25 protein-coding genes and 1 riboswitch are annotated in these 18,588 nt (G+C 69.8%); of the genes, 12 read left to right on the forward strand and 13 right to left on the reverse strand.

The genetic code is table 11. The features are described 5' to 3' along the window. Nucleotides 1–50: 50 nt before the first annotated feature. Entirely contained in the window at nucleotides 51–608 is a 558-nt protein-coding gene (locus ACWCOV_RS11535; RefSeq protein ID WP_449829172.1) for a CGNR zinc finger domain-containing protein, read from the reverse strand. Nucleotides 609–645: 37 nt separating this feature from the next. Between ACWCOV_RS11535 and ACWCOV_RS11540 the strand changes: the two genes are divergently transcribed. Genes ACWCOV_RS11540 through ACWCOV_RS11550 form a run of 3 tightly spaced genes read left to right on the forward strand, consistent with a single transcriptional unit; the run spans nucleotide 646 to nucleotide 3,419 of the window. Then, entirely contained in the window at nucleotides 646–1,605 is a 960-nt protein-coding gene (locus ACWCOV_RS11540; protein WP_449829173.1) for a phosphotriesterase family protein, read from the forward strand. Nucleotides 1,606–1,620: 15 nt separating this feature from the next. Next, the gene (locus ACWCOV_RS11545; protein ID WP_449829174.1) at nucleotides 1,621–1,989 is read left to right on the forward strand and encodes a DUF1304 domain-containing protein; all 369 of its coding nucleotides are present in this window, start codon (nucleotides 1,621–1,623) and stop codon (nucleotides 1,987–1,989) included. 41 nt (nucleotides 1,990–2,030) lie between these two features. Then, nucleotides 2,031–3,419, forward strand: coding sequence for an MFS transporter (locus ACWCOV_RS11550; RefSeq protein ID WP_449829175.1), 1,389 nt, complete (start codon nucleotides 2,031–2,033; stop codon nucleotides 3,417–3,419). Here the strand turns inward: ACWCOV_RS11550 and ACWCOV_RS11555 are convergent. Beyond that, nucleotides 3,400–4,041, reverse strand: a complete 642-nt coding sequence (locus ACWCOV_RS11555; protein ID WP_449829176.1) for a LysE family translocator — start codon at nucleotides 4,039–4,041, stop codon at nucleotides 3,400–3,402. The two genes, ACWCOV_RS11550 and ACWCOV_RS11555, sit on opposite strands and share 20 nt — an antisense overlap. A gap of 155 nt (nucleotides 4,042–4,196) precedes the next feature. After that, nucleotides 4,197–4,305: riboswitch (cobalamin riboswitch) on the forward strand. Nucleotides 4,306–4,354: 49 nt separating this feature from the next. On the opposite strand from ACWCOV_RS11555, the gene ACWCOV_RS11560 reads away from it, so the two are divergent. The 4 genes from ACWCOV_RS11560 to ACWCOV_RS11575 all read left to right on the forward strand — a co-directional run bounded on the left by ACWCOV_RS11560 (nucleotide 4,355) and on the right by ACWCOV_RS11575 (nucleotide 6,364). Continuing rightward, nucleotides 4,355–4,552 (forward strand): CbtB domain-containing protein, encoded by a 198-nt coding sequence (locus ACWCOV_RS11560; RefSeq protein WP_449829177.1) that lies wholly within the window; start codon nucleotides 4,355–4,357, stop codon nucleotides 4,550–4,552. Nucleotides 4,553–4,556: 4 nt separating this feature from the next. Beyond that, the gene (locus ACWCOV_RS11565) at nucleotides 4,557–5,306 is read left to right on the forward strand and encodes a CbtA family protein (RefSeq protein ID WP_449829178.1); all 750 of its coding nucleotides are present in this window, start codon (nucleotides 4,557–4,559) and stop codon (nucleotides 5,304–5,306) included. A 37-nt stretch (nucleotides 5,307–5,343) separates the two neighbouring features. Then, nucleotides 5,344–5,892: a histidine phosphatase family protein gene (locus tag ACWCOV_RS11570; RefSeq protein WP_449829179.1), complete on the forward strand. Its 549-nt coding sequence runs from the start codon at nucleotides 5,344–5,346 to the stop codon at nucleotides 5,890–5,892. A gap of 88 nt (nucleotides 5,893–5,980) precedes the next feature. Further along, a complete protein-coding gene (locus ACWCOV_RS11575) occupies nucleotides 5,981–6,364 on the forward strand; it encodes a hypothetical protein (protein ID WP_449829180.1) in 384 nt (127 codons plus the stop codon). 145 nt (nucleotides 6,365–6,509) lie between these two features. Here ACWCOV_RS11575 and ACWCOV_RS11580 read toward each other — a convergent pair whose 3' ends face one another. The 4 genes from ACWCOV_RS11580 to ACWCOV_RS11595 are packed head-to-tail and all read right to left on the reverse strand — an operon-like array spanning nucleotide 6,510 to nucleotide 9,092. Next, nucleotides 6,510–6,887: a VOC family protein gene (locus ACWCOV_RS11580; protein WP_449829181.1), complete on the reverse strand. Its 378-nt coding sequence runs from the start codon at nucleotides 6,885–6,887 to the stop codon at nucleotides 6,510–6,512. A 5-nt stretch (nucleotides 6,888–6,892) separates the two neighbouring features. Then, on the reverse strand, nucleotides 6,893–7,483 hold the full coding sequence (locus ACWCOV_RS11585) for a class I SAM-dependent DNA methyltransferase (RefSeq protein WP_449829182.1): 591 nt from the start codon (nucleotides 7,481–7,483) through the stop codon (nucleotides 6,893–6,895). A 36-nt stretch (nucleotides 7,484–7,519) separates the two neighbouring features. Next, on the reverse strand, nucleotides 7,520–8,371 hold the full coding sequence (locus tag ACWCOV_RS11590) for a fumarylacetoacetate hydrolase family protein (protein ID WP_449829183.1): 852 nt from the start codon (nucleotides 8,369–8,371) through the stop codon (nucleotides 7,520–7,522). Nucleotides 8,372–8,396: 25 nt separating this feature from the next. Then, nucleotides 8,397–9,092, reverse strand: coding sequence for a GntR family transcriptional regulator (locus ACWCOV_RS11595; protein WP_449829184.1), 696 nt, complete (start codon nucleotides 9,090–9,092; stop codon nucleotides 8,397–8,399). A 107-nt stretch (nucleotides 9,093–9,199) separates the two neighbouring features. Here ACWCOV_RS11595 and ACWCOV_RS11600 point away from each other — a divergent pair, with 107 nt between their 5' ends. Beyond that, nucleotides 9,200–10,291 carry a mandelate racemase/muconate lactonizing enzyme family protein gene (locus ACWCOV_RS11600; protein ID WP_449829185.1) on the forward strand — a complete coding sequence of 364 codons (1,092 nt, stop codon included), beginning with the start codon at nucleotides 9,200–9,202 and terminating at the stop codon, nucleotides 10,289–10,291. Beyond that, nucleotides 10,288–11,127, forward strand: coding sequence for an amidohydrolase family protein (locus ACWCOV_RS11605; protein ID WP_449829186.1), 840 nt, complete (start codon nucleotides 10,288–10,290; stop codon nucleotides 11,125–11,127). Before ACWCOV_RS11600 ends, ACWCOV_RS11605 begins: the two co-directional genes overlap by 4 nt. Here the strand turns inward: ACWCOV_RS11605 and ACWCOV_RS11610 are convergent. Beyond that, the gene (locus tag ACWCOV_RS11610; protein ID WP_449829187.1) at nucleotides 11,124–12,200 is read right to left on the reverse strand and encodes a DNA polymerase IV; all 1,077 of its coding nucleotides are present in this window, start codon (nucleotides 12,198–12,200) and stop codon (nucleotides 11,124–11,126) included. The two genes, ACWCOV_RS11605 and ACWCOV_RS11610, sit on opposite strands and share 4 nt — an antisense overlap. Nucleotides 12,201–12,243: 43 nt before the next feature. After that, nucleotides 12,244–12,678, reverse strand: coding sequence for a GNAT family N-acetyltransferase (locus ACWCOV_RS11615; protein ID WP_449829188.1), 435 nt, complete (start codon nucleotides 12,676–12,678; stop codon nucleotides 12,244–12,246). Between the two features lie 109 nt (nucleotides 12,679–12,787). On the opposite strand from ACWCOV_RS11615, the gene ACWCOV_RS11620 reads away from it, so the two are divergent. Both ACWCOV_RS11620 and ACWCOV_RS11625 read left to right on the forward strand, forming a co-directional pair. Continuing rightward, a complete protein-coding gene (locus ACWCOV_RS11620; protein ID WP_360514274.1) occupies nucleotides 12,788–13,102 on the forward strand; it encodes a WhiB family transcriptional regulator in 315 nt (104 codons plus the stop codon). A gap of 27 nt (nucleotides 13,103–13,129) precedes the next feature. Beyond that, a complete protein-coding gene (locus tag ACWCOV_RS11625; RefSeq protein ID WP_449829189.1) occupies nucleotides 13,130–13,543 on the forward strand; it encodes a PaaI family thioesterase in 414 nt (137 codons plus the stop codon). Nucleotides 13,544–13,571: 28 nt separating this feature from the next. On the opposite strand, the gene ACWCOV_RS11630 is transcribed toward ACWCOV_RS11625, so the two are convergent. The 3 genes from ACWCOV_RS11630 to ACWCOV_RS11640 all read right to left on the reverse strand — a co-directional run bounded on the left by ACWCOV_RS11630 (nucleotide 13,572) and on the right by ACWCOV_RS11640 (nucleotide 16,849). Further along, the gene (locus tag ACWCOV_RS11630; RefSeq protein WP_449829190.1) at nucleotides 13,572–13,919 is read right to left on the reverse strand and encodes a TFIIB-type zinc ribbon-containing protein; all 348 of its coding nucleotides are present in this window, start codon (nucleotides 13,917–13,919) and stop codon (nucleotides 13,572–13,574) included. A 63-nt stretch (nucleotides 13,920–13,982) separates the two neighbouring features. Next, on the reverse strand, nucleotides 13,983–15,887 hold the full coding sequence (locus tag ACWCOV_RS11635) for a penicillin-binding transpeptidase domain-containing protein (protein WP_449829191.1): 1,905 nt from the start codon (nucleotides 15,885–15,887) through the stop codon (nucleotides 13,983–13,985). Between the two features lie 203 nt (nucleotides 15,888–16,090). Then, nucleotides 16,091–16,849 (reverse strand): VOC family protein, encoded by a 759-nt coding sequence (locus tag ACWCOV_RS11640; protein WP_449829192.1) that lies wholly within the window; start codon nucleotides 16,847–16,849, stop codon nucleotides 16,091–16,093. A gap of 138 nt (nucleotides 16,850–16,987) precedes the next feature. On the opposite strand from ACWCOV_RS11640, the gene ACWCOV_RS11645 reads away from it, so the two are divergent. Next, nucleotides 16,988–17,320 carry an L-rhamnose mutarotase gene (locus tag ACWCOV_RS11645; protein ID WP_449829193.1) on the forward strand — a complete coding sequence of 111 codons (333 nt, stop codon included), beginning with the start codon at nucleotides 16,988–16,990 and terminating at the stop codon, nucleotides 17,318–17,320. Here ACWCOV_RS11645 and ACWCOV_RS11650 read toward each other — a convergent pair. Together ACWCOV_RS11650 and ACWCOV_RS11655 are read right to left on the reverse strand one after the other, a co-directional pair. Then, nucleotides 17,317–18,021, reverse strand: coding sequence for a pirin family protein (locus tag ACWCOV_RS11650; protein WP_449829194.1), 705 nt, complete (start codon nucleotides 18,019–18,021; stop codon nucleotides 17,317–17,319). The genes ACWCOV_RS11645 and ACWCOV_RS11650 overlap by 4 nt on opposite strands. 5 nt (nucleotides 18,022–18,026) lie before the next feature. Beyond that, entirely contained in the window at nucleotides 18,027–18,542 is a 516-nt protein-coding gene (locus ACWCOV_RS11655; protein WP_449829195.1) for a DinB family protein, read from the reverse strand. Nucleotides 18,543–18,588 lie beyond the last annotated feature (46 nt).

Genomic DNA, 18,588 nt, shown 5'->3' on the forward strand with positions numbered 1-18,588 from the left:
ACCCGGGCCCGGCTTGGCGCTGACGCTCGGGGGCAGTTCGAAAGGCCCGGTCAGGTGTTGGCTGGCTGGGCCTTCCGGGCTCGGTGGGCTCGGACTCGGCCTCGGGTGGCGCAGGTCGGGTTGGGGCACCACCGGCGCCGCCCCGACGGGTCGCTGAACACGCCCCGGCAGTCATGCTCCGGGCACGCCGAGAGGAACTCCCGCTCCGGCCCGGTCAACTGATCGATCGCCTGCCGCGCGATCCGCCCGAGCGCCTCGGCTGCCGTCGCCGGCCGGCTCCGCACGAGCCGACCGGTCACTTTCACCCGCATCGGCTCGTCGCCGACCAACCTCTCGAGCGCCTTCACCTGGGTCGCATCGGGGCGTACGCCGTCGACTGTTGCCAGCGCGATCGGCCGCAACAGCTCGCGCAGTTCGTACGCCGACGCCAGATCCTCGGCCGTCACCTTCCGCACCGGCCGCAACTCCACCCGGTCGAGCCACTCCGCGAACCGCTCGACCGTCGGCAACCGCTCCACCGGGTGCTCGCCGAAGTGCGTTCCGCGGGTCGCCAGGAGGTTCAGCCAGGTCGCGCCCAGGTCGAAGCGAAAGTCCATCCGATCAGCCACCTGGACATCGTAACGCCCCGCCCGTTACGTTGGTAACGTGTCAACCATTACAACGTCCGACCGAGCCGCTCGTGACCGGGCGGGCGTCGGCGTCCGGGCCGTGCTGGGCGACCTCGCACCCGATGAGCTCGGCGTCTGCGACTCGCACGACCACCTGTTCTTCCGTTCGGTCGTGCTGCCCGGGCAGGAGCTGGATGATGTGAACGCGGCGCTGGCCGAGGTGCGGGACTTTGCCGCGGCGGGTGGGCAGGCCATCGTGCAATGGACACCTCACGGGTTGGGGCGGCACGCGGACGAGCTGCCGGAGATCTCAAGGAATACAGGGGTTTCGATCGTCGCGGCCACTGGGCTGCATCGGGTCGAGCACTACCCGGAAGGGTTCGTCGCCGGTTTATGTGATCGGCTGGTGGAGATCTTCGTCAGGGAGCTGACCGTTGGCATCGGCAACAGTTCGGTGCGGGCCGGTTTGATCAAAGTGGCCGGCGGGTTCCAGGTGCTCGACCATCATGCGCGGTTCGTGATGCGGGCCGCGGCCGAGGCGTATCACGCGACCGGCGCGCCGATCGCGGTTCACCACGAGCACGGCTCGGCGGCGGACGCCGTACTGGATCTGCTGGTCGACGAGCTCGCCGTACCGCCGTCGAGCGTGATCCTCGGGCACCTCAACCGGTCGCCTGACCACAGGGCGCACCGGGAGCTGGCCGAGCGTGGCGCGTGGCTGGCCTTCGACGGGCCGTCGCGGGCTAACCACGCGACCGACCCGTGGCTGATCGAGTGCCTCGCCGCACTCGTCGACAGCGGGTACGGCGACCGGCTGCTGCTCGGCGGGGACACCACGACCGCACGGGCCCGGGCCGCGACCGGAGAGGGGCCTGGCATGCCGTACCTGCTCACCCACCTCCGCCCGCGGATCGAACGGCAGCTAGGGAAGGACGTTGCGGAGGCGATCTTCCGGACCAACCCCGCGCGCGCCTTCGCGGTTGAGTGGCGCGGCTGAGAGTACGGTTCGCTCGTGAGCGTCGTTGCGCAGGTGTTCGTCGTACTGGCGGGTGTCTTCCATCTGGCGGTGTTTGCGATGGAGAGCCTGCTGTTCCGCAAGCCGAGCACGTATCGGCGGTTCCTGGTCAAGGACGAGACGGAGGCCGCGGTCGCGGCGCCGTGGGCGTTCAACCAGGGCTTCTACAACCTGTTTCTGGCCCTCGGCGCGCTCGGCGGGCTGATCGCCGGTGGTGACAAGGGGCATGCGATCGCGCTGTTCAGCTGCGCGTGCATGGCGGGCGCCGGCCTGGTCCTGATCGCCTCCGACCTCCGGATGCTACGGGCGGCCGCGGCGCAAGCCGTCCCGCCGATCGCGGCGCTGGTCCTCGCCGCCGTGCTCTAGTAGTTGACTTGAAGTGCACTTGATGTCCGAGGGTTCTCGGCATGACCACGACAGCCGCGGACCCGACCAGCACTGAAGCCACGCCCACGACAGGTGGTGTGCTCTCGCCGCAGTACCGGGCGCTGACCATCGGGATGGTCGCGCTCATCACCCTGGTCGCGTTCGAGTCGCTGGCTGTGACCACCGCCATGCCGACCGTCGCCCAGGCGCTCGACGGGCTCTACCTCTACGCTCTCGCCTTCGGCGGCCCGCTCGCATCCGGCGTGGTCGCGATGGTCATCTCCGGCACCTGGAGCGACCTCAAAGGCCCGACGCGGCCGCTCTGGCACGGGACGGCCTGGTTCCTGGCCGGCCTGCTCATCGCCGGTCTCGCACCGACGATGGAGGTGCTGGTCGTCGGTCGCGTCATCCAAGGCTTCGGATCCGGCCTGCTGACGGTTGCCCTGTACGTCGTGGTCGGGCAGCTGTACCCGGCCCAGCTGAGGCCGCGCATCTTCGCCGCCTTCGCCACCGGCTGGGTGGTGCCGTCGCTCGTCGGCCCCGCGATCGCCGGCTTGATCGTCGAGCACGCCAACTGGCGGATCGTGTTCCTCGCCGTACCGGTGATCGCGATCCCGGCGGCGCTTGTGATGCGGCCTGGTCTGGCCCGCGGGGACGCCCATGAAGCCCGGTCCGGCCGGCTCTGGGACAAGCGCGCGCTCTGGGCGGTCGCGGCTGCAGTCGGTGTGGGGCTGCTGCACTACGGCGGCCAGCAGCACGGCGGACTGCAGTTGGTGCTGCTCGCCATCGGTCTGGCCGGTGTCGTTGCGTTCGCCCCGAAGCTGCTGCCGAGCGGCACCTTCGTCTTCAGGTCCGGCCTGCCGTCGGTCGTCGCGCTCAGAGGATTGGTCGCGGCCGCGGGCTTCGGTGCCGAGGTCTTCCTGCCGCTGATGCTGACCCGGGAGCGCGGCCTGTCTCCGGCAGTCGCCGGACTCGTGCTGACCGTCAGCGCGCTGAGCTGGACCGCAGCCTCCTGGTACCGCGGCCGGCCCAACCAGCCGTTCTCGCACGCGGTCTTCCTACAAGCCGGCATGGTCGCGATCCTGCTCGGCATCGTCACCGCGGCGCTGACCCTGAACGACGGGGTCCCGGTCGTCGTCGGCATCCTCGGCTGGAGCCTGACCGGCCTCGGTATGGGCACGGTCTTCCCGACCCTGTCGGTCCTGGTCCTCGAGTACTCCGAGCGCGACGAGCAGGGCGCCAACAGCTCGGCCCTGCAGCTCAGCGACTCGTTGTCCACCGCAACGGTCCTGGCCGTCGGCGGCTCACTCTTCGCCGTACTCGAGCCGCACTCCGCCCCGACCGCCTACCTGGTCGCCTTCGGGCTCCCCGCCTTGCTCGCCCTCCTCGGCGTGCAAGCGGGACGTCGTACTACTCCTTCGAGCCTGTAACGGCGATGCTGGCGCCGAGGCCGATGATCATCAGGCCGCCGGTGCCGCCGACGAGCTCGAGCCGGCGCGGTGAGCGGGCGAACCACTCGCGGGCGGTGCCGGCGACCAGCGCCCAGACGCTGTCCGAGACCAGGGCGATCGCGATGAAGATCAGGCCGAGCATCAGGATCTGGAGCCACGCCGGGCTGCTCGCGCCCGGGTCGACGAACTGCGGCAGCGCGGCGGCGAAGAACACGGCCGTCTTGGCGTTGGTGACCCCGACCAGGAAGCCCTGACGCATGGTCCGACGGCTGCTGCCCGGCTTCACGCCGCTCGTCATCGCCGCGACCAGCGACTTGCGGCTGCGGAACGCCTGCACGCCGAGATAGATCAGGTACGCCGCTCCCGCGAGCTTCACCGCGGTCAGGGCGATCGTGCTGGCGGCGATCAGGGTGCCGAGGCCGAGGGCGACGGCGATCAGCAGGACCGCGGCGCCGACGGTGTTGCCGACCATCGTCAGCACCGCCTCCCGCCGCCCGACCGCCAGCGCCCGGCCGACGATGAACAGCACACTCGGACCGGGGACGACGATGATGATGAACGCGGTGATCGCGAACGCGACCAGATGATGAGCCGACGGCATCTGCCCAGGTTAAGCGCGGTCGTGGGGAACGTCACCTCACTTGTCCACTCGTTGACCGTGCCCCCCGTTCAACCCTTTTGTTGTTTTCGCCGGCCGCAGGCCGGCGCGGTGGGGAAAGTCACCTCCGTTGCTCACTCGTTGACCCCTGTCCAACCTCACCGCTACGGTGCGGGGGACAAACTGCGGTGCCATGAGGGAAGCCGGTGAGAGTCCGGCACGGCCGCGCCACTGTGAGCGAGCACTGCTCGTGAGTCAGGACGCTCGGGTACCAGCAGCCTTTCGAAGGGGACGCGCACTTCCCCAGGAGGTTCAGATGGCAGCTCCTGCCCGCACTGTCGCCGTACCGGCCCTTTCACCCCGGCTGCTCGCCGTCGCGCTGCTCAGCGTCGGCCTGCTGCTTGTGCTCGGCTATCTGGTCGCCTTCGACCAGGGCGCCGTGTCGCAGTCGGGCATGTACCTGCACGAGCTGATGCACGACGGCCGGCACCTGCTCGGCGTGCCCTGCCATTAGCCCGATGCGCACCTTCGGATCGCTCCTGGTGCGCGGACTGATCGTCGGACTCCTCGCCGGCCTGCTGGCCGGAGCTTTCGCGTACACGATGGGCGAACCGCACATCGATGCCGCGATCGCGATCGAGGAGGCCGCCGGCGCGCACACCCATGACCATGGCGACGGCACTGCTCAGGAAGCTGAGGAGGAGCCGCTCGTCTCCCGGGACGGCCAGCGGGCCGGCCTGTTCGTCGCCACCACCCTGTACGGCGTCGCCCTCGGCGGCATCTTCGCCGTCGGCTACACCCTGCTCCGGCGCAAGCTGCGGACCGGCAACGACTCGTACGCCGCTCTCGGCCTGGCCGCGGCCGGGTTCGTCGGGATCGTGCTCGTGCCGTTCCTGAAGTACCCGCCGAACCCGCCGGCCGTCGGCGACCCCGAGACGATCACCCGCCGTACCGTCACCTACCTGCTGACGCTGGTGATCGGCCTGCTCGCCGTGTGGGCCGGCGTCGCCGCGTCCCGCTGGGCCGCGCGGTACGGCGATCTCGCGCGGCTCGCCGGTGGGGTCGGTGCCTTCCTCGTCACGATCGTGGCGGCGTACCTGATCCTGCCCGCGATCAACGAGGTTCCGGGGTCGTTCCCCGCTACGCTGCTGTGGCAGTTCCGGTTCGCCTCGCTCGGTACGCAGGCGACCCTGTGGCTCCTGCTCGGTTTCGGGTACGCCGCCGCGGTGGACCGCCGGTTGTCCCGACAGAAGGTGGTTGCCGCTTGACTGTCTTGAATGCCTCGCCAGCGCTCGGGGAGGCCCCATGACCGGGTTGACACTGGTCGCGCATGCCCTGACTCCCGCACTGCGCGGCCTCGTCCTCGGTGGTGACGCCGAGCCGGACCCGGCGGGGTTGTCAGCCGCCCGCGAGCTCAAGCTCGAGGCCGACGCGGTGTACGCCGGGCCGGAGCTGGCCGCCGTACGCACCGCCGAAGCCCTCGGCCTGACCCCGGTCGTCGAGCCGGCGCTTCGGGACCGGGAGTACGGCGAATGGTCCGGGCGCGAGCTCGAGGACCTGCTGGCCGCCGAGCCGGAGCGGGTCGCCGCCTGGCTCGAGCGCCCGCACACCGCGACGCCGGGTGGCGAGACCGAGAACGACGTACTGACCCGGGTCGCGGACTGGCTCGGCGACGTCGGTCAGCAGGACGATCGCCGCACTGTCGTGGCCGTCGTCCACCCCGCGGTGGTCCGGGCGATCGTCCTCTACGTCCTCGACGCGCCCGCGGAGTCCCTGCGCCATGTCGACGTCCGCCCGCTGGCGACAGTCACCCTCTCCCTCCACAACGGATCCTGGTCGCTCGCGCTCAGCTGACGGTCAACCCGCAGGCGAATCGCGCTTTGGCGTCGCGGGAGTTGCCGGGCAAGGTGTATGACGGTGGGTGTCACCCGAAAGGACCCATATGACGCTCACCGAGGCCCGCAACTTCCTCCGCTCGGAACTGCTCGCGGTCGCGGCGACCGTCGTACCGGCCCAGACACCCACGGTGACCCAGGACGTCGGTCCGGTGAGCCCAGGCGCGCTCTCCGACGACCGCGGACCGGAGTCGGTGTGCACGATCACGGTCGAAACCGGCGACCCGACGTCCCCGGACCCCGAGGCCCTGATCAGCTTCGCGGCCGAGACGCTGGAGGCCCGCGGCTGGAAGGTCGAGGACGAGCCGGTTGACGACGGCAAGTACCGCGTCCTGGCGCGGCGCGAGGGCTACGACCTGACCGTAGAAGCCCACAACACCGACTGGCGCATCACGTTCACGGGCCAAACCCCTTACGTCGACGACCTGTAGGTCTGTCCCACGCAGGTCCTACCCACGCCTCCTACGCACCCGCTCCTCCGTCGCGGCCGCTACGCGCGCTCCCACCCACCCGATTCTTGCGGGCTCCCGCCCGCGACGCAGGAGCGGCTGCGTAGCACGCGTGGGATGGATCCTCTCAGCTCGTCGCGGCTCGTTCGGCGGCGCTTCGGAGGACGCAGAACTCGTTGCCTTCCGGGTCGTGCATGACGACCCAGCCCGTGCCGTCGGGTTCGCGGCGGTCGTGGGCGACGGTGGCGCCCAGGGTGAGCAGCCACTCGACCTCCTCGTCGCGAGGGCCGTCCGGTTCGAGGCACAGGTGGACTCGGTTCTTGACCACCTTCTCGTCGTCGTTCTGCTCGAACAGCAGCGTCATCGAGTCCGTCACGACGGCGGCGTACGGGTCGCCGGGCTGGTCGTCGTCGGGGCGGGGAGCTTTCAGAACCTTCAGCCAGAAGCCGGCCAGTTCGTACGGGTCGTGGGTGTCGAAGGTCACGGTGCGCACGCGCGAGGTCATGGGTCTCACTTCCGGAAGAACACGCGGTCGGGGGCGATGACAGGATCCCGGTACGGCGTGAAGCCGGCGGCGACCGCGAGGTCGGTGAGGGCGTCGGCCGTCCACCGATGCACGTGGATGTTCATGGGATGGCCGCCGTACCCGGACGTCTTGTGGTTGCTTTCGGTGCCGACGTGGAAGCCGAGCAGGAGGACGCCGCCCGGAGCGAGCACCCGGTGGAACTCCGCGAACGCGTCCGGGACCACCTCGCGGGGCAGGTGGATGATCGACCACCAGGAGATCACGCCGCTGACCGAGCCGTCCGGGAGCTCCAGGGCGGTCATCGAGCCGACGCGGTAGTCCGGGCCCGGATGGTCGCGCCGGGCGATTTCGATCATGCCGGGGGACAGGTCGACACCGATCACCGGCAGGTCGCGTTCGTGCAGGAGGCCGGCGAGCCTTCCCGGCCCACAACCCGCATCGAGGACCGGACCAGACGCCAGCTTCGCGAACAGGTCGAGGTACTCCGGCTCGTCGGCCGGCCCGTCCTGCACGATCTCGGCGTACGACTGCGCGACGGTGTCGTACGAAGTCCGGATGTCGTCGAGAAAGTCCACCCGGCCGACCCTAAGGCCGGCCGGGGACAGTTTCGATCAGGCCTTGCCGAGGGTCTGCTTCTGCTTGCCGAGGCCCTGGATCTCGAGCTCCATCGTGTCGCCGGGGGCCAGGTACGGGAACCGGCCGGACAGCGCGACGCCCTCCGGGGTGCCGGTGTTGACGATGTCGCCGGGGCTCAGGGTCATGTACTGCGACAGGTCGCGGATCAGCGCGGCCACGGTGAAGATCATGTCCCGGGTGTTCGAGGCCTGCCGGGGCTCGCCGTTCACGAAGGACTTCAGGTCGAGGTTCTGGACGTCGTCGACCTCGTCGGCCGGGATCAGCGCCGGGCCGAGCGGGTTGAAGGTCTCGCAGCACTTGCCCTTCGACCACTGGCCGCCGGACTGCTCGATCTGGAAGGCGCGCTCGGACACGTCGTTGGAGACCGCGTACCCGGCGACGCAGGCCAGCGCGTCCTCGTCGGTCTCGACGTACCGGGCCTCCTTGCCGATGACGACGGCGAGCTCGACCTCCCAGTCGGTCTTGGTCGCGCCGCGGGGCACGAGCACCTCGTCGTACGGCCCGACGACGGTGTTCGGGTGCTTGAAGAAGACGATCGGCTGCTTCGGCGGCTCGGCGCCGGACTCGGCCGCGTGGGCGGCGTAGTTCTGGCCGATGCAGACCACTGCCGGCGGGCGCGCGACCGGGGCGCCGATCCGCAGGCCCTCGACATCGGCCACCGGCAGCTCACCGGCGGCCAGCGCGGCTCGGGCGCGGGCGATGCCGTCCGAGGCGAGGAAGGCCCCGTCGATGTCGGCGGTGAGCGGGCTCAGGTCGTGAACGGTGCCGTCGGCGGCGCGCACGTACGGGCGCTCCTCGCCGACCGCGCCGAGGCGCAGCAGTTCCACAGGTATCTCCCTGGATGAGGACGGATCACTCTTTGTCGAACATCGGCCGCAACCGAGCCCGGGAGGCCTCGATGTGCGACCGCATCGCGTCGGCCGCTTCTCCCGCGTCGCCCTTCCGGACGGCGGTCACGACTGCCTTGTGCTCACGCAACGCCTTCGTCGCGATGCCGCCACCGTAGTACAGGCGGAACAGGTGCAGGTGGCAGTGTGTCCGAGCAAAGGACAGCCGCGCGGTCTCGTTGCCCGACAGCTCCAGGACCAGGTCGTGGAAGCGCTGGTCGTGCGCGGCCATCGCCCGGTAGCTCTCGTACGCCGGACGGTCCGGTACGTCGGTGTAGCTCAGCATCTCGGCCTTGAGCCGGGACAGGTCCTCGGTGCTCGCCCGCTCCGCGGCCCGGCCCGCCGCCCACGGCTCGATGAGCAGCCGGTACTCGAACAGGTCCTCGAACTCGGCCGGCGTCAGCCGGGACGACACCCGGTAACCGCGCAGCGGCTCCTTGATCACCAGGCCGTCGGACTCCAGCCGGGCCAGCGACTCCCGGATCGGGGTCTGCGAGATACCCAGCTCCCGCGTCAGCGCGTCGATGTTCAGCCGGGTGCCGGGCTCGACCACGCTGTCCATGATCAGGCCCTTGACCGTCTCGTAGACGTCGTCGCTCAGCACCTGTCGCTGCGGCAGGCGCGTGAGCTGCCCCGCCAGACCCACATGCGCATCCGTCACCGTCGGCTCCTCCCAGAGGGCTCTCATTCTGCCCCACACTTGACGGCTCCAGTGTGAAGCGGCAGCATCAGCTTCGCAATATCCTATAGGATCTGGGAGGCACCACGGTGAGTACTGCGATCGTCCGGGCCGAGGCGTTCCTGGTCGACCTCGAGGTCGAGACGGTCCGGACCGACGCGGTGCAGTCGTTCCTCAAGCAGGAGACGATCTTCGTCTCGCTGGAGACGGCCGACGGGCTCAGCGGACTGGGGTACTCCTACACGATCGGCACCGGCGGCACCGCCGTACTCGCCCTGCTCCGGGACCATCTGCTGCCGCGCCTGGCCGGCGCGGACGCGCGCAACGTCGAGGCGATCTGGTCGGACCTGTTCTGGTCGACGCACGCGACCACGGTCGGCGCGATCACCTCCCTGGCGCTGGCGGCGGTGGATACCGCCTTGTGGGACCTGCGGTGCCTTCGGGCCGGCGAGCCGTTGTGGCGGCTGGCGGGCGGGTACCGGCAGCGGGTGCCGCTGTACGACACCGAGGGCGGCTGGTTGCACCTGACAACCGACGAACTGGTCGCCGGGGCGCTGGCCTCGCAGAAAGCCGGCTGGCCAGGCGTCAAGCTCAAGGTGGGCAAGCCGCGGGTGCACGAGGATCTCGAGCGGCTGCAGGCGGTGCGCGACGCGGTCGGACCGTCGTTGGACATCATGGTCGACGCGAACCAGTCGATGACGTACGCCGAGGCCAAGCGGCGAGCCGCTGCCTTCGAAGCCGTGGACCTGTCGTGGTTCGAGGAACCGCTCCCTGCGGACGACCTGACCGGCCATGTCCGGCTGGCGGAGTCGACCTCGATCCCGATCGCGGTGGGCGAGTCGCTGTACTCGGTGTCGCAGTTCCGGGAGTACGTCGCCGCCGGCGGAGCCGGGATCGTCCAGGTCGACGTGGCCCGGGTCGGCGGGATCACGCCGTGGCTGAAGGTCGCGCACCTGGCCGAGGCGTTCAACCTCGAGGTCTGCCCGCACTTCCTGATGGAACTGCATGTCAGCCTGGCGGCCGCCGTACCGAACGGCCGGTACGTCGAGCACATCCCGCAGTTGCGGGCGATCACGCGCTCCGAGATGGTTGTCGCAAACGGTCACGCGGTGGCTCCGGACACGCCCGGGCTCGGGATCGACTGGGACAGTGACGCAATCGACGACAGGCGGGTCGCATGAGCAGAGTCGACGCTCACCATCATGTCTGGGACCTGACCGTCCGTGAGCAGAGCTGGATGGCCGGTCCGGAGATGGACCCGATCCGGCGCAGCTTCGGCATCGACGACCTGGTCCCACTGGCCGCGGCGGCCGACGTCACCGCGACCGTGCTGGTCCAGACCGTCGGGCTGGTCGAGGAGACCGTGGAGTTCCTGGAGGTTGCTGCCAGCAACGATCTGGTTGCCGGCGTGGTCGGTTGGGTCGACCTCACCGCTCCCGACATCGCCGACGTCCTGGCCGGGTTGCTCGCGCGACCGGATGGCTCGTATCTGAAGGGGATCCGCCACCAGGTCCACGACGAGCCGGACGTGAACTGGCTGCTCCGCTCCGAGGTGCAACGCGGTCTGGCCGCGGTCGCGGACGCCGGCCTGGTCTACGACCTGCTCACCAAGACCCCGCACCTGCCCGCCGCGATCGAGACCGCGCGAGCTCATCCCGGCCTCACTTTCGTCGTCGACCACATCTCCAAACCCGTGATCGGCGAGCCGCTCGAGCCCTGGGCCGGTCACTTGCGCGAGCTGGCCGCGCTCCCCAACGTGACCTGCAAGCTCTCCGGCATGGTGACCGAGGCCCCCTGGTCCACCTGGAAGCCCGCTGACCTCCAGCCGTACGCCGACACCGTCCTGGAAGCCTTCGGTCCGAGCCGGACCATGTTCGGCTCCGACTGGCCGGTCTGCCTGCTCGCCGCGTCGTACGCCGACGTCGTCAGCACCGCGGAAACCCTCACTGCCACCCTCAGCCCAGCCGACCGCGAGGCCGTCTTCAACACCACGGCCACCCGCACCTACAACCTCTAGCCAGTCGCGAACTCGACCCGGACGCCCAGCAGGCGGACCGGGCGATTCAGGTCGAACTTTTCCAGGACCGCCAGCGCGGCCGCCGCGATCACCTCGGGGTCCTGGGTGATCTCGGGGAGCTTGCGGCTCTTGATCGGGGTGTAGAAGTTCTTGAACCGGACCTTCACCGCGATCCGCTGGATGCTCCGGCCCTCAGCCACGACGTCCCGGGTCACTTCGACGGCGATTCGGCGTACCTGCTCGACGATCTCCGAGCGCTCGGCCAGGTCCTCGGGGAACGTCTCCTCGCGACTGCGGGAGACCGGCTCGCGGGGGACGTCGGTGACCTGGGTGTCACCGAGTCCGCGGCCGAGGGCGGCGTACCAGGCGCCCATCTTCGGGCCGAACCGTTTCCGGAGCACGTCGAGGTCCGCGGCGGCGAGGTCGGCGACGGTGACGACGCCGAGCTCGTTCAGGTTGCGCTCCATCCGGCTGCCGATACCCCACAGCTCCCGGACCGCCCGGTGGTTCATCACCTCCCGCCAGTTCGCGGCCGTGAGGCGGTAGACGCCGTCGACCTGAGCCGCACCGGCTTCCTCGAAGGGTGTCGCGTGCGACCGCGGCTGCTTCGCGAACGTGGTCGCCAGCTTGGCGCGGACCTTGTTGTCGCCGATGCCGATCGAGCAGGTGAGCGTCGTACTCTCGGCGACCGCCGCTCGCAGCTCCGCGGCCAGCCGCTCCGGATCGTCGGTCTCGGCGCCGACGAAGCATTCGTCCCAGCCCCACACCTCGACCACCACGGGGAACGCACGCAGCGTGTCCATCACCTCGGTCGACGCCGCCTCGTAAGCGGCCGGGTCCGACGGCAGGAACACCGCCTGCGGACACTTCTTGTACGCCGCCCGCACCGGCATCCCCGAGTGCACACCGAACTCACGGGCCTCGTACGACGCGGTGGCCACGACCTGCCGTGGTTGCGTCGGATCCCCGGACCCGCCGACCACCACCGGCAGCCCGACCAGCTCCGGGCGCCGCCGGATCTCGACAGCCGCGATGAACTGATCCATGTCCACGTGCAGGACCCACCAGCTCATACCCCACAGGTAACCACAGCCCGCCGACAAGCCCGGGCGACGCTCAGAGCTTCTTGCGCATCTGCTGTGAGGTGACGGTGTAGCCGAGCGAGGTGTAGAGGTTGATCGCGGTCCTGTTGTTGCCGAAGACGTTCAGGTCCAGCTGGGTGTGGCCGCGGCGGCGGACCTCCTCCTCGCCGGCCAGCATGATCGAGCGGCCGTAGCCCTTGCCGCGGTGGTTCTCGTCGACCTCGAGACCGAAGATGAACGGGATCCGCGGCTTCGTGGTGATCCACAGGCTGCCGACCGGCTCGTCGCCGTCGCAGGCCATCCAGATCACGTGGTCCTCGGTGTCCCGGCCGTCGGGCAGCAGCTTCTGCACCTCACGGTGTGCGACCTCGATCGCCTCCTCCGGGGTCAGCCCGCGGGCCGGTCCCATCCCGGCGGCGAACGATTCGGCGTTGCGGTGCTTCCAGGCCTCGAACTCGGCCTCGGTCATCGGACGGAGTGTGACGGGCGGCGGCGTGCTCATCTGCCGACCTTACTGCCCCGGCGTTTGCGCGACGGGTACCAGAACACGTGATGAGGACGCAGGTGAGGGAACCGGGATGAGACGGCGCAAACCGCCCGCAGGCGCAGTGGCAAAGGCGCCGGTCGGTCTGCCGTACCCGCTGATCGAGAACTGGGCCTGGCAGGACGAGGCCGCGTGCCGCGACGTGGACCCGGAGCTCTTCTTCGCCGCCGAGTCCGAGCGCGGCCTGCGCAAGCACGCCCGCGAGACGCTCGCCAAGTCACTCTGCGGGACCTGCCCGGTCCGCCGTGAGTGCCGCGAGCACGCCCTGGTCGTCGGGGAGGCGTACGGCGTCTGGGGTGGCACCACCGAGGAGGAGCGCGAACCGGCCCTGCACGCTCGGCAGCACTGAGGGTTACCCGCCGGTTAACCTGGACGGATGGAGCTGACCTACGAGCTGGCCGAGAAGGCCCTGGCCGCGCAGCCGTTCAGCGTGCTGGTCGGCGCCCGGCTGACCGCCTTCGGCGACGGCGGGGCGACCCTCGAGCTCGACATCCGCGACGACCTCAAGCAGCAGAACGGCTTCCTGCACGGCGGCGTCGTCGGCTACGCGGCCGACAACGCGATCACGTTCGCGGCGGGATCGGCGCTGGGACCCGAGGTGCTGACCGGTGGCTTCACGATCAGCTACCTGCGCCCGGCCCAGGGCGCGGTGCTGCGCGCGGAGGCGAAGGTCGCGTACGCGGGCAGCCGGCAGGCGACCTGCACCTGCGAGTTGTCGACGGTCGACGGCGACGGCGCCGCCACGCTGTGCGCCGTCGCGCAGGGCACTGTGATCGCCGCGCGTCGATGACGGGCGATCACAGCGCCGGGAACCGGGATCAGTCGAAGAGCTCTTCCAGGAAGGACTTCTTCTTCTTGCGCGGGTGGCCCTGGTTGCCGTACCGCGGGTCGTAGCGCCGGTCGTCATCGTCGTACCGGCGCCGGTCGTCGCCGCGGCGGTCGTCGTACCCCCGGCGGTCGTCGTAATCCCGGCGGTCGTTGTCGTACCGCTTCTCCTCGCGGCGAGGCTGCGGTGCGTTGTACTTCAGCTCGGCGTCGACGAGCCGCTCCAGCTCACCACGGTCCAGGAAGATCCCGCGGCACTCGCTGCACTGGTCGACGGTGACGCCACTGCGTTCGTAGGTACGCATCGCGCCTCGGCACTTGGGACAGGTCAAACTCTCCATCCAGCCACCCTAAGTGACATTTTCCCCGAAGCACCGCGAGTTCAGGGAACTCTCAGGGAAGTCCTACTGGAAGCGGCCGAGGAAGTTCTTCAGGATCGGGCCGGCGGCCTTGGCGCCGGATTCGCCGCCTTCGACGATGACGGCGAAGGCGACGTCGCCGCGGTAGCCGACCATCCAGCCGTTGGTGACGACCTTGCCGTTCTGGACCACCTCGGCGGTGCCGGTCTTGGCGGCGACCGCGCCGTTGCCGGCCAGCACCTTCGCCGTACCGCCGGTGACGGTGGTCCGCATGAAGGTGCGCAGCGCCGCAGCGGTTGCCGGTGGCAACGGAGAGGCGGCCGGCCCGGCGGCGTCCTTCTCCGGGACCAGCACCGGCTTCATCGCGGTCCCGTTCTTGACCGCCGCACCGATCATCGCGACCCCGAGCGGGCTCGCGGTCACGGTGCCCTGGCCGATCATCGACGCGGCCTCGGCGACATCGTCCTTCGGCGCCGGCACCGAACCGCCGTACGCCGGGATGGACAGGTTCAGGTCCGGGCCGAGGCCGAACATCGCGGCCGCCTTGGTCATCCCGTCCTTCGGCAGCCGGCCGTGCTGCGAGATGAACGCGGTGTTGCAGGACTCGTTGAACGCCTTCTGCATCGTGCCGGCGCCGTACGCCGCCAGGCCGTCGTAGTTCTTGAACGACTTGCCGAACACGGTGATCGTGTTCGTGCACGGCAGTGAGGTCGCGGCGGTCTCACCACTGCCCAGCAGCGCCGCCGACGTGACGATCTTGAACGTCGAGCCCGGGGCGTAGCGGCCCTGGAAGGCGCGGTTGTAGTTCGTCGGCTGCGGCCCGTTCGCCGCCGCCAGGATCTGACCCGTCGACGCTTGTACGGCGACCAGCGACGCGGGCAGCTTGCTCGTCGCCAGCGCGGCCTCGGCGGCAACCTGCAGCTTCGTGTCCAGCGTGGTCTTCACCGGCTTCCCGGCGGTGCCCTTCTGGCTGAAGACGGTCTTGATCGTCATCTTGGTCTTGCCGTCCCGCAGCGTCACCGTCCCGCCCGGCGTCCCGGCGAGCTGCTGCTGGAACGCGTACTGCAGACCCGTCGTGCCGACCTGGTCCTGCGCGGACGCGGTCGGGCCGGCGTTCTTCAGGGTCTCCTCGGTCGCGGTCTTCATCGTGCCGATGATCGACCGCGCGAACGACGCGGTCGGCGGCAGCGACTGGGTGCCGCCCATCGTCAGCACGCCGGGCAGCTTGCCCATCGTCGGCCGCAGCTTCTCCCACTCCTCGGCGCGGATGGTGATCGCGTCGACGAACTGGCCGGCCGGCGCGGCCTTGGCCCGGGCGGCGAGTTTCGCGCCGTCCACGTCGAGATACTTCGTGAAGGCGGCGTACGTCGCTGCCGTCGCCTTGGCGCCGGACGCGACACCGACGATGACGACCTGCCGGTTCGCGGTCAGCGCGGTGCCGTTGCGGTCCAGGATCGACGCCCGCGCGGGCAGTGCGCGGACCCGCTTCAGGTAGTTCGCGTCCCCGAGCCCGGGGTAGATGGTGTCGCCGGCCGCCTTGATCTTCCAGGCGTCGTTGACCTTCACGGCGGTCGCCGTACTGGTCCACTTCATCGTGCCGATGCCACGCAGCTCGGCCTCGACCGCGAGCTCCTGCGTGCAGGTGTTCCCGTCGGTGCAGTCCGGGTCGCCCTGCGGTGTCACCTTCACGGTGCTCGCGACCAGTGCGGAGTCGACATCGTCCAGCCGCTTGGCGAAGACCGTCGGGTTGTCGGTCAGCGCTCCGGCCGCGTCCGGCTTGCCGTCCGGGGCCCACGCGGCGACCCAGGCGGTGGCGAACTGCTTCACCACCTCGGCGGACGCCTGCTTCTCGTCATTGGGATCCGCTGGGCCGCTGCCGGACTTGCTGTCCGAACAACCGGCGGTGATCAGCAGACTACTCAGACAGACGATCGCAGTGGTTCGCTTCACGTTCTCAACTCTCGCACGACGACGGATGGAGACCTGGGACAGTCTTCGGCGTGTGGCACTCGCCCCACGAGGGCGAAACTACTCAAGCCACTCAAGTTACGACGCGCCCTCTGCCTCCGGGGTTGGCGGTGATCGGCAAATTCCCTGATCGGGCAGCAATCGATCGCCGCGGTGAATCACGGCAAGAGGCAGGACGAATCGCGTCAGCCCAGCGTGATGACCGCGAACGGCGCCGACTCGGCGTCCGCCAGGATCGCCATCCGGCCGAAGTCGGTGTCGAACGGTTCGCAGACGACCTGCCCATCGCCCGCGCACACCGTGGCGACCGCCGCATCGGTGGAGGCGGTCGAGAAGATCGGCAGCCACTGCGGTGGCAACGATCCCGCCGGCAGGTCCGGGTGCAGCTCGGCGACCCCGGCGACCGGCCGGCCACCGGCGTACAAGGCGGCGTACCGCGGACCGTCGCCGCCGATCTCCTCCGCCTCGTAGCCGAACACCGCGACGTAGAACGCCTTCGCCGCCTCGAAGTCCCGGCTCAGCGCCTCACTCCACACCAGCGATCCAGGATCGGTACGGCGCGGCGTCCCGCTGTGCTCGTCCGCCTGCCACAAGCCGAAGCGCGCCCCGTCCGGATCGGCCGCGATCGCCAGCTGCCCCTGCTCCTCGACGTCGTAAGGCCCCTGCACGACCCGGCCGCCGTGGGCCACGACCGAGGCGAGCGTCCGCTCCAGCTGGTCGGTCGCCAGGTACGTCGTCCAGCGGCTCGGCAGCTCTCGGCTGCTCTTCGAGCCGATCCCGCCGACGTCATGGCTGTCCAGTGAACCCGTCCAGTAGTTCCCGCGGTCGGCCCGGTCGAACGTCCAGCCGAGGAGCTCGCCGTACGACGCCTTCGCCGCCACCGGGTCGTCGGCGGCCAGGTCCACCCAGGTCGGCGTACCAGCAGGCCGGGTCCGCTGCAGCATCAGGCCTCCGGGAAGACGTTGTCCGAATCGAGCCCCAAACCTGCCAGCCGATCACCGTCCCCGTCGAGGAATCCAGCCATCGGGACGGGTAACGGTTCGGTCACCGCGGCGCCGTCACCCGGCGTATTCTGCTCCCTTGTGACGACCCGCCTAGCTCTGCACAGCCGGCTGATCCCCGGCACCGAAGAGGCCTACGAGCTCGAGCACGCCCGCGTCTGGCCCGAACTGATCACGGTGATGCGCGCCGCCGGCATCGACGACTGGTCGATCTGGCGCAGCGGCCGAGACCTGTTCCACCTGGTCGTGTGCGACGACTTCGAGGCCGCCGTCGCGAAGCTGAAGGACGACCCGGTCGACCAGCGCTGGCAGCAGCACATGAGCCAGTTCGTGGAAGGTTTCGCGCAGAACCCCGAGGGCGTGGCCGGCCAGGCCCTCCGGCACGTCTGGACGATGAGCGAGCAGCGGGACTAGTACATCTCCCACACCAGCAGCTCGGCCCCGTCGGGTCCCGCGGTGGCGCGGGGTCCGTCGACCCCGGTCAGGCGTACGGCGTCCGCCGTACCGAGGTCGCCGGCGCCTTCGAGGCTCACGGTGCCCTCGGCAACGAAGAGATGCACGTACGGCGCCGCCGGCAAGCCGACCGCCTGACCCGGAGCCAGCCGGGCCACCGACATCCCGGCGGAACTCTGGTTGATGGTGGTCGCGGTGCTGCTCGCGTGCTTCGGCAGGCCGGACGCGATCGGGACCAGTTCACCCGACGACAGGTCCACGGCAGCCTGCTGGTAGGACGGCGTGAGGTCGAACTCCTCCGGGCGTACCCACATCTGCACGTAGTGCGCGGGCTCGTCGCCGTCGTTCCACTCGGAGTGCCGGATGCCCGAGCCGGCGCTCATCCGCTGCGCCAAGCCTGGGTGCACGATACCGGTGTGGCCCTCGGAGTCCCGGTGCGCCAGGGTGCCACGCAGCACCCAGGTCACGATCTCCAGGTCCTGGTGCGGATGCGTGTCGAACCCGGTGCCGGGGGCAACGGTGTCGTCGTTGTGCGCGACCAGGAAGCCGAACCCGATGTTCGCCGGGTCGTAGTGCGGCCCGAACGAGAACGAGTGCCGCGAGTCCAGCCACGCACTCGAGGTCTGAAACCGCTCACCCGCTCGCCGGATCTCCACACTCATGACATCTAGTAGTACCCCTTCCGCCCGTCCAGCAGCTCACGCATCGCGTCGAGGTGGCCGACGTGCCGCGCGGTCTCCTCCACCATGTGCATCAGCATCCAGCGCAGCGTGGCCTGTGCCGCGCTGAAGTCCGGGTGCTTGCCGACGTCGTCCAGCGAGTGCGTGGCGACGATCTCGTTGGACTCCTTGCACTGCGCCTCGAACTCGTCCAGCAGCTGACCCAGCGGTACGCCGTCCACGATCATGTCGGCGTCCTCGGGCTCGTCCTGGAACTGCGGGTTCCCCGCGTACGACTCGCCCAGGAACAGCACGTTGAACCAGCAGTGCTCGGTCCACCGCATGTGCGACACCAGCCCAGCCGGCGTCATCAACGGCGACGTCGGCAGCACCGCCCGGTACGCATCCCCCTCGGCCAGCCCCTCCAGCTTCCAGCGCACCAGCGCCCGCTGCATGTCCAGCCACCCGACCAGCTGCGTCCGCTCATCAGCCACGTACGGCGGCCGCCCCCGAGAAAATCCCATGGCCGGACCGTAGCGTCCGGACAGCTGGGCCGCACGTCAATAAACA

This window comes from Kribbella sp. NPDC002412 (genome assembly GCF_053592935.1).

What these genes read in the sequence shown, in the direction of transcription:
- ACWCOV_RS11550 (WP_449829175.1), top strand. Translation starts at nt 2,031, where the DNA reads ATGACCACGACAGCCGCGGACCCGACCAGCACTGAAGCCACGCCCACG.
- ACWCOV_RS11555 (WP_449829176.1), bottom strand. Translation starts at nt 4,041, where the DNA reads ATGCCGTCGGCTCATCATCTGGTCGCGTTCGCGATCACCGCGTTCATC.
- ACWCOV_RS11560 (WP_449829177.1), top strand. Translation starts at nt 4,355, where the DNA reads ATGGCAGCTCCTGCCCGCACTGTCGCCGTACCGGCCCTTTCACCCCGG.
- ACWCOV_RS11565 (WP_449829178.1), top strand. Translation starts at nt 4,557, where the DNA reads ATGCGCACCTTCGGATCGCTCCTGGTGCGCGGACTGATCGTCGGACTC.
- ACWCOV_RS11570 (WP_449829179.1), top strand. Translation starts at nt 5,344, where the DNA reads ATGACCGGGTTGACACTGGTCGCGCATGCCCTGACTCCCGCACTGCGC.
- ACWCOV_RS11575 (WP_449829180.1), top strand. Translation starts at nt 5,981, where the DNA reads ATGACGCTCACCGAGGCCCGCAACTTCCTCCGCTCGGAACTGCTCGCG.
- ACWCOV_RS11580 (WP_449829181.1), bottom strand. Translation starts at nt 6,887, where the DNA reads ATGACCTCGCGCGTGCGCACCGTGACCTTCGACACCCACGACCCGTAC.
- ACWCOV_RS11605 (WP_449829186.1), top strand. Translation starts at nt 10,288, where the DNA reads ATGAGCAGAGTCGACGCTCACCATCATGTCTGGGACCTGACCGTCCGT.
- ACWCOV_RS11610 (WP_449829187.1), bottom strand. Translation starts at nt 12,200, where the DNA reads ATGAGCTGGTGGGTCCTGCACGTGGACATGGATCAGTTCATCGCGGCT.
- ACWCOV_RS11615 (WP_449829188.1), bottom strand. Translation starts at nt 12,678, where the DNA reads ATGACCGAGGCCGAGTTCGAGGCCTGGAAGCACCGCAACGCCGAATCG.
- ACWCOV_RS11620 (WP_360514274.1), top strand. Translation starts at nt 12,788, where the DNA reads ATGAGACGGCGCAAACCGCCCGCAGGCGCAGTGGCAAAGGCGCCGGTC.
- ACWCOV_RS11625 (WP_449829189.1), top strand. Translation starts at nt 13,130, where the DNA reads ATGGAGCTGACCTACGAGCTGGCCGAGAAGGCCCTGGCCGCGCAGCCG.
- ACWCOV_RS11630 (WP_449829190.1), bottom strand. Translation starts at nt 13,919, where the DNA reads ATGGAGAGTTTGACCTGTCCCAAGTGCCGAGGCGCGATGCGTACCTAC.
- ACWCOV_RS11640 (WP_449829192.1), bottom strand. Translation starts at nt 16,849, where the DNA reads ATGCTGCAGCGGACCCGGCCTGCTGGTACGCCGACCTGGGTGGACCTG.
- ACWCOV_RS11650 (WP_449829194.1), bottom strand. Translation starts at nt 18,021, where the DNA reads ATGAGTGTGGAGATCCGGCGAGCGGGTGAGCGGTTTCAGACCTCGAGT.
- ACWCOV_RS11655 (WP_449829195.1), bottom strand. Translation starts at nt 18,542, where the DNA reads ATGGGATTTTCTCGGGGGCGGCCGCCGTACGTGGCTGATGAGCGGACG.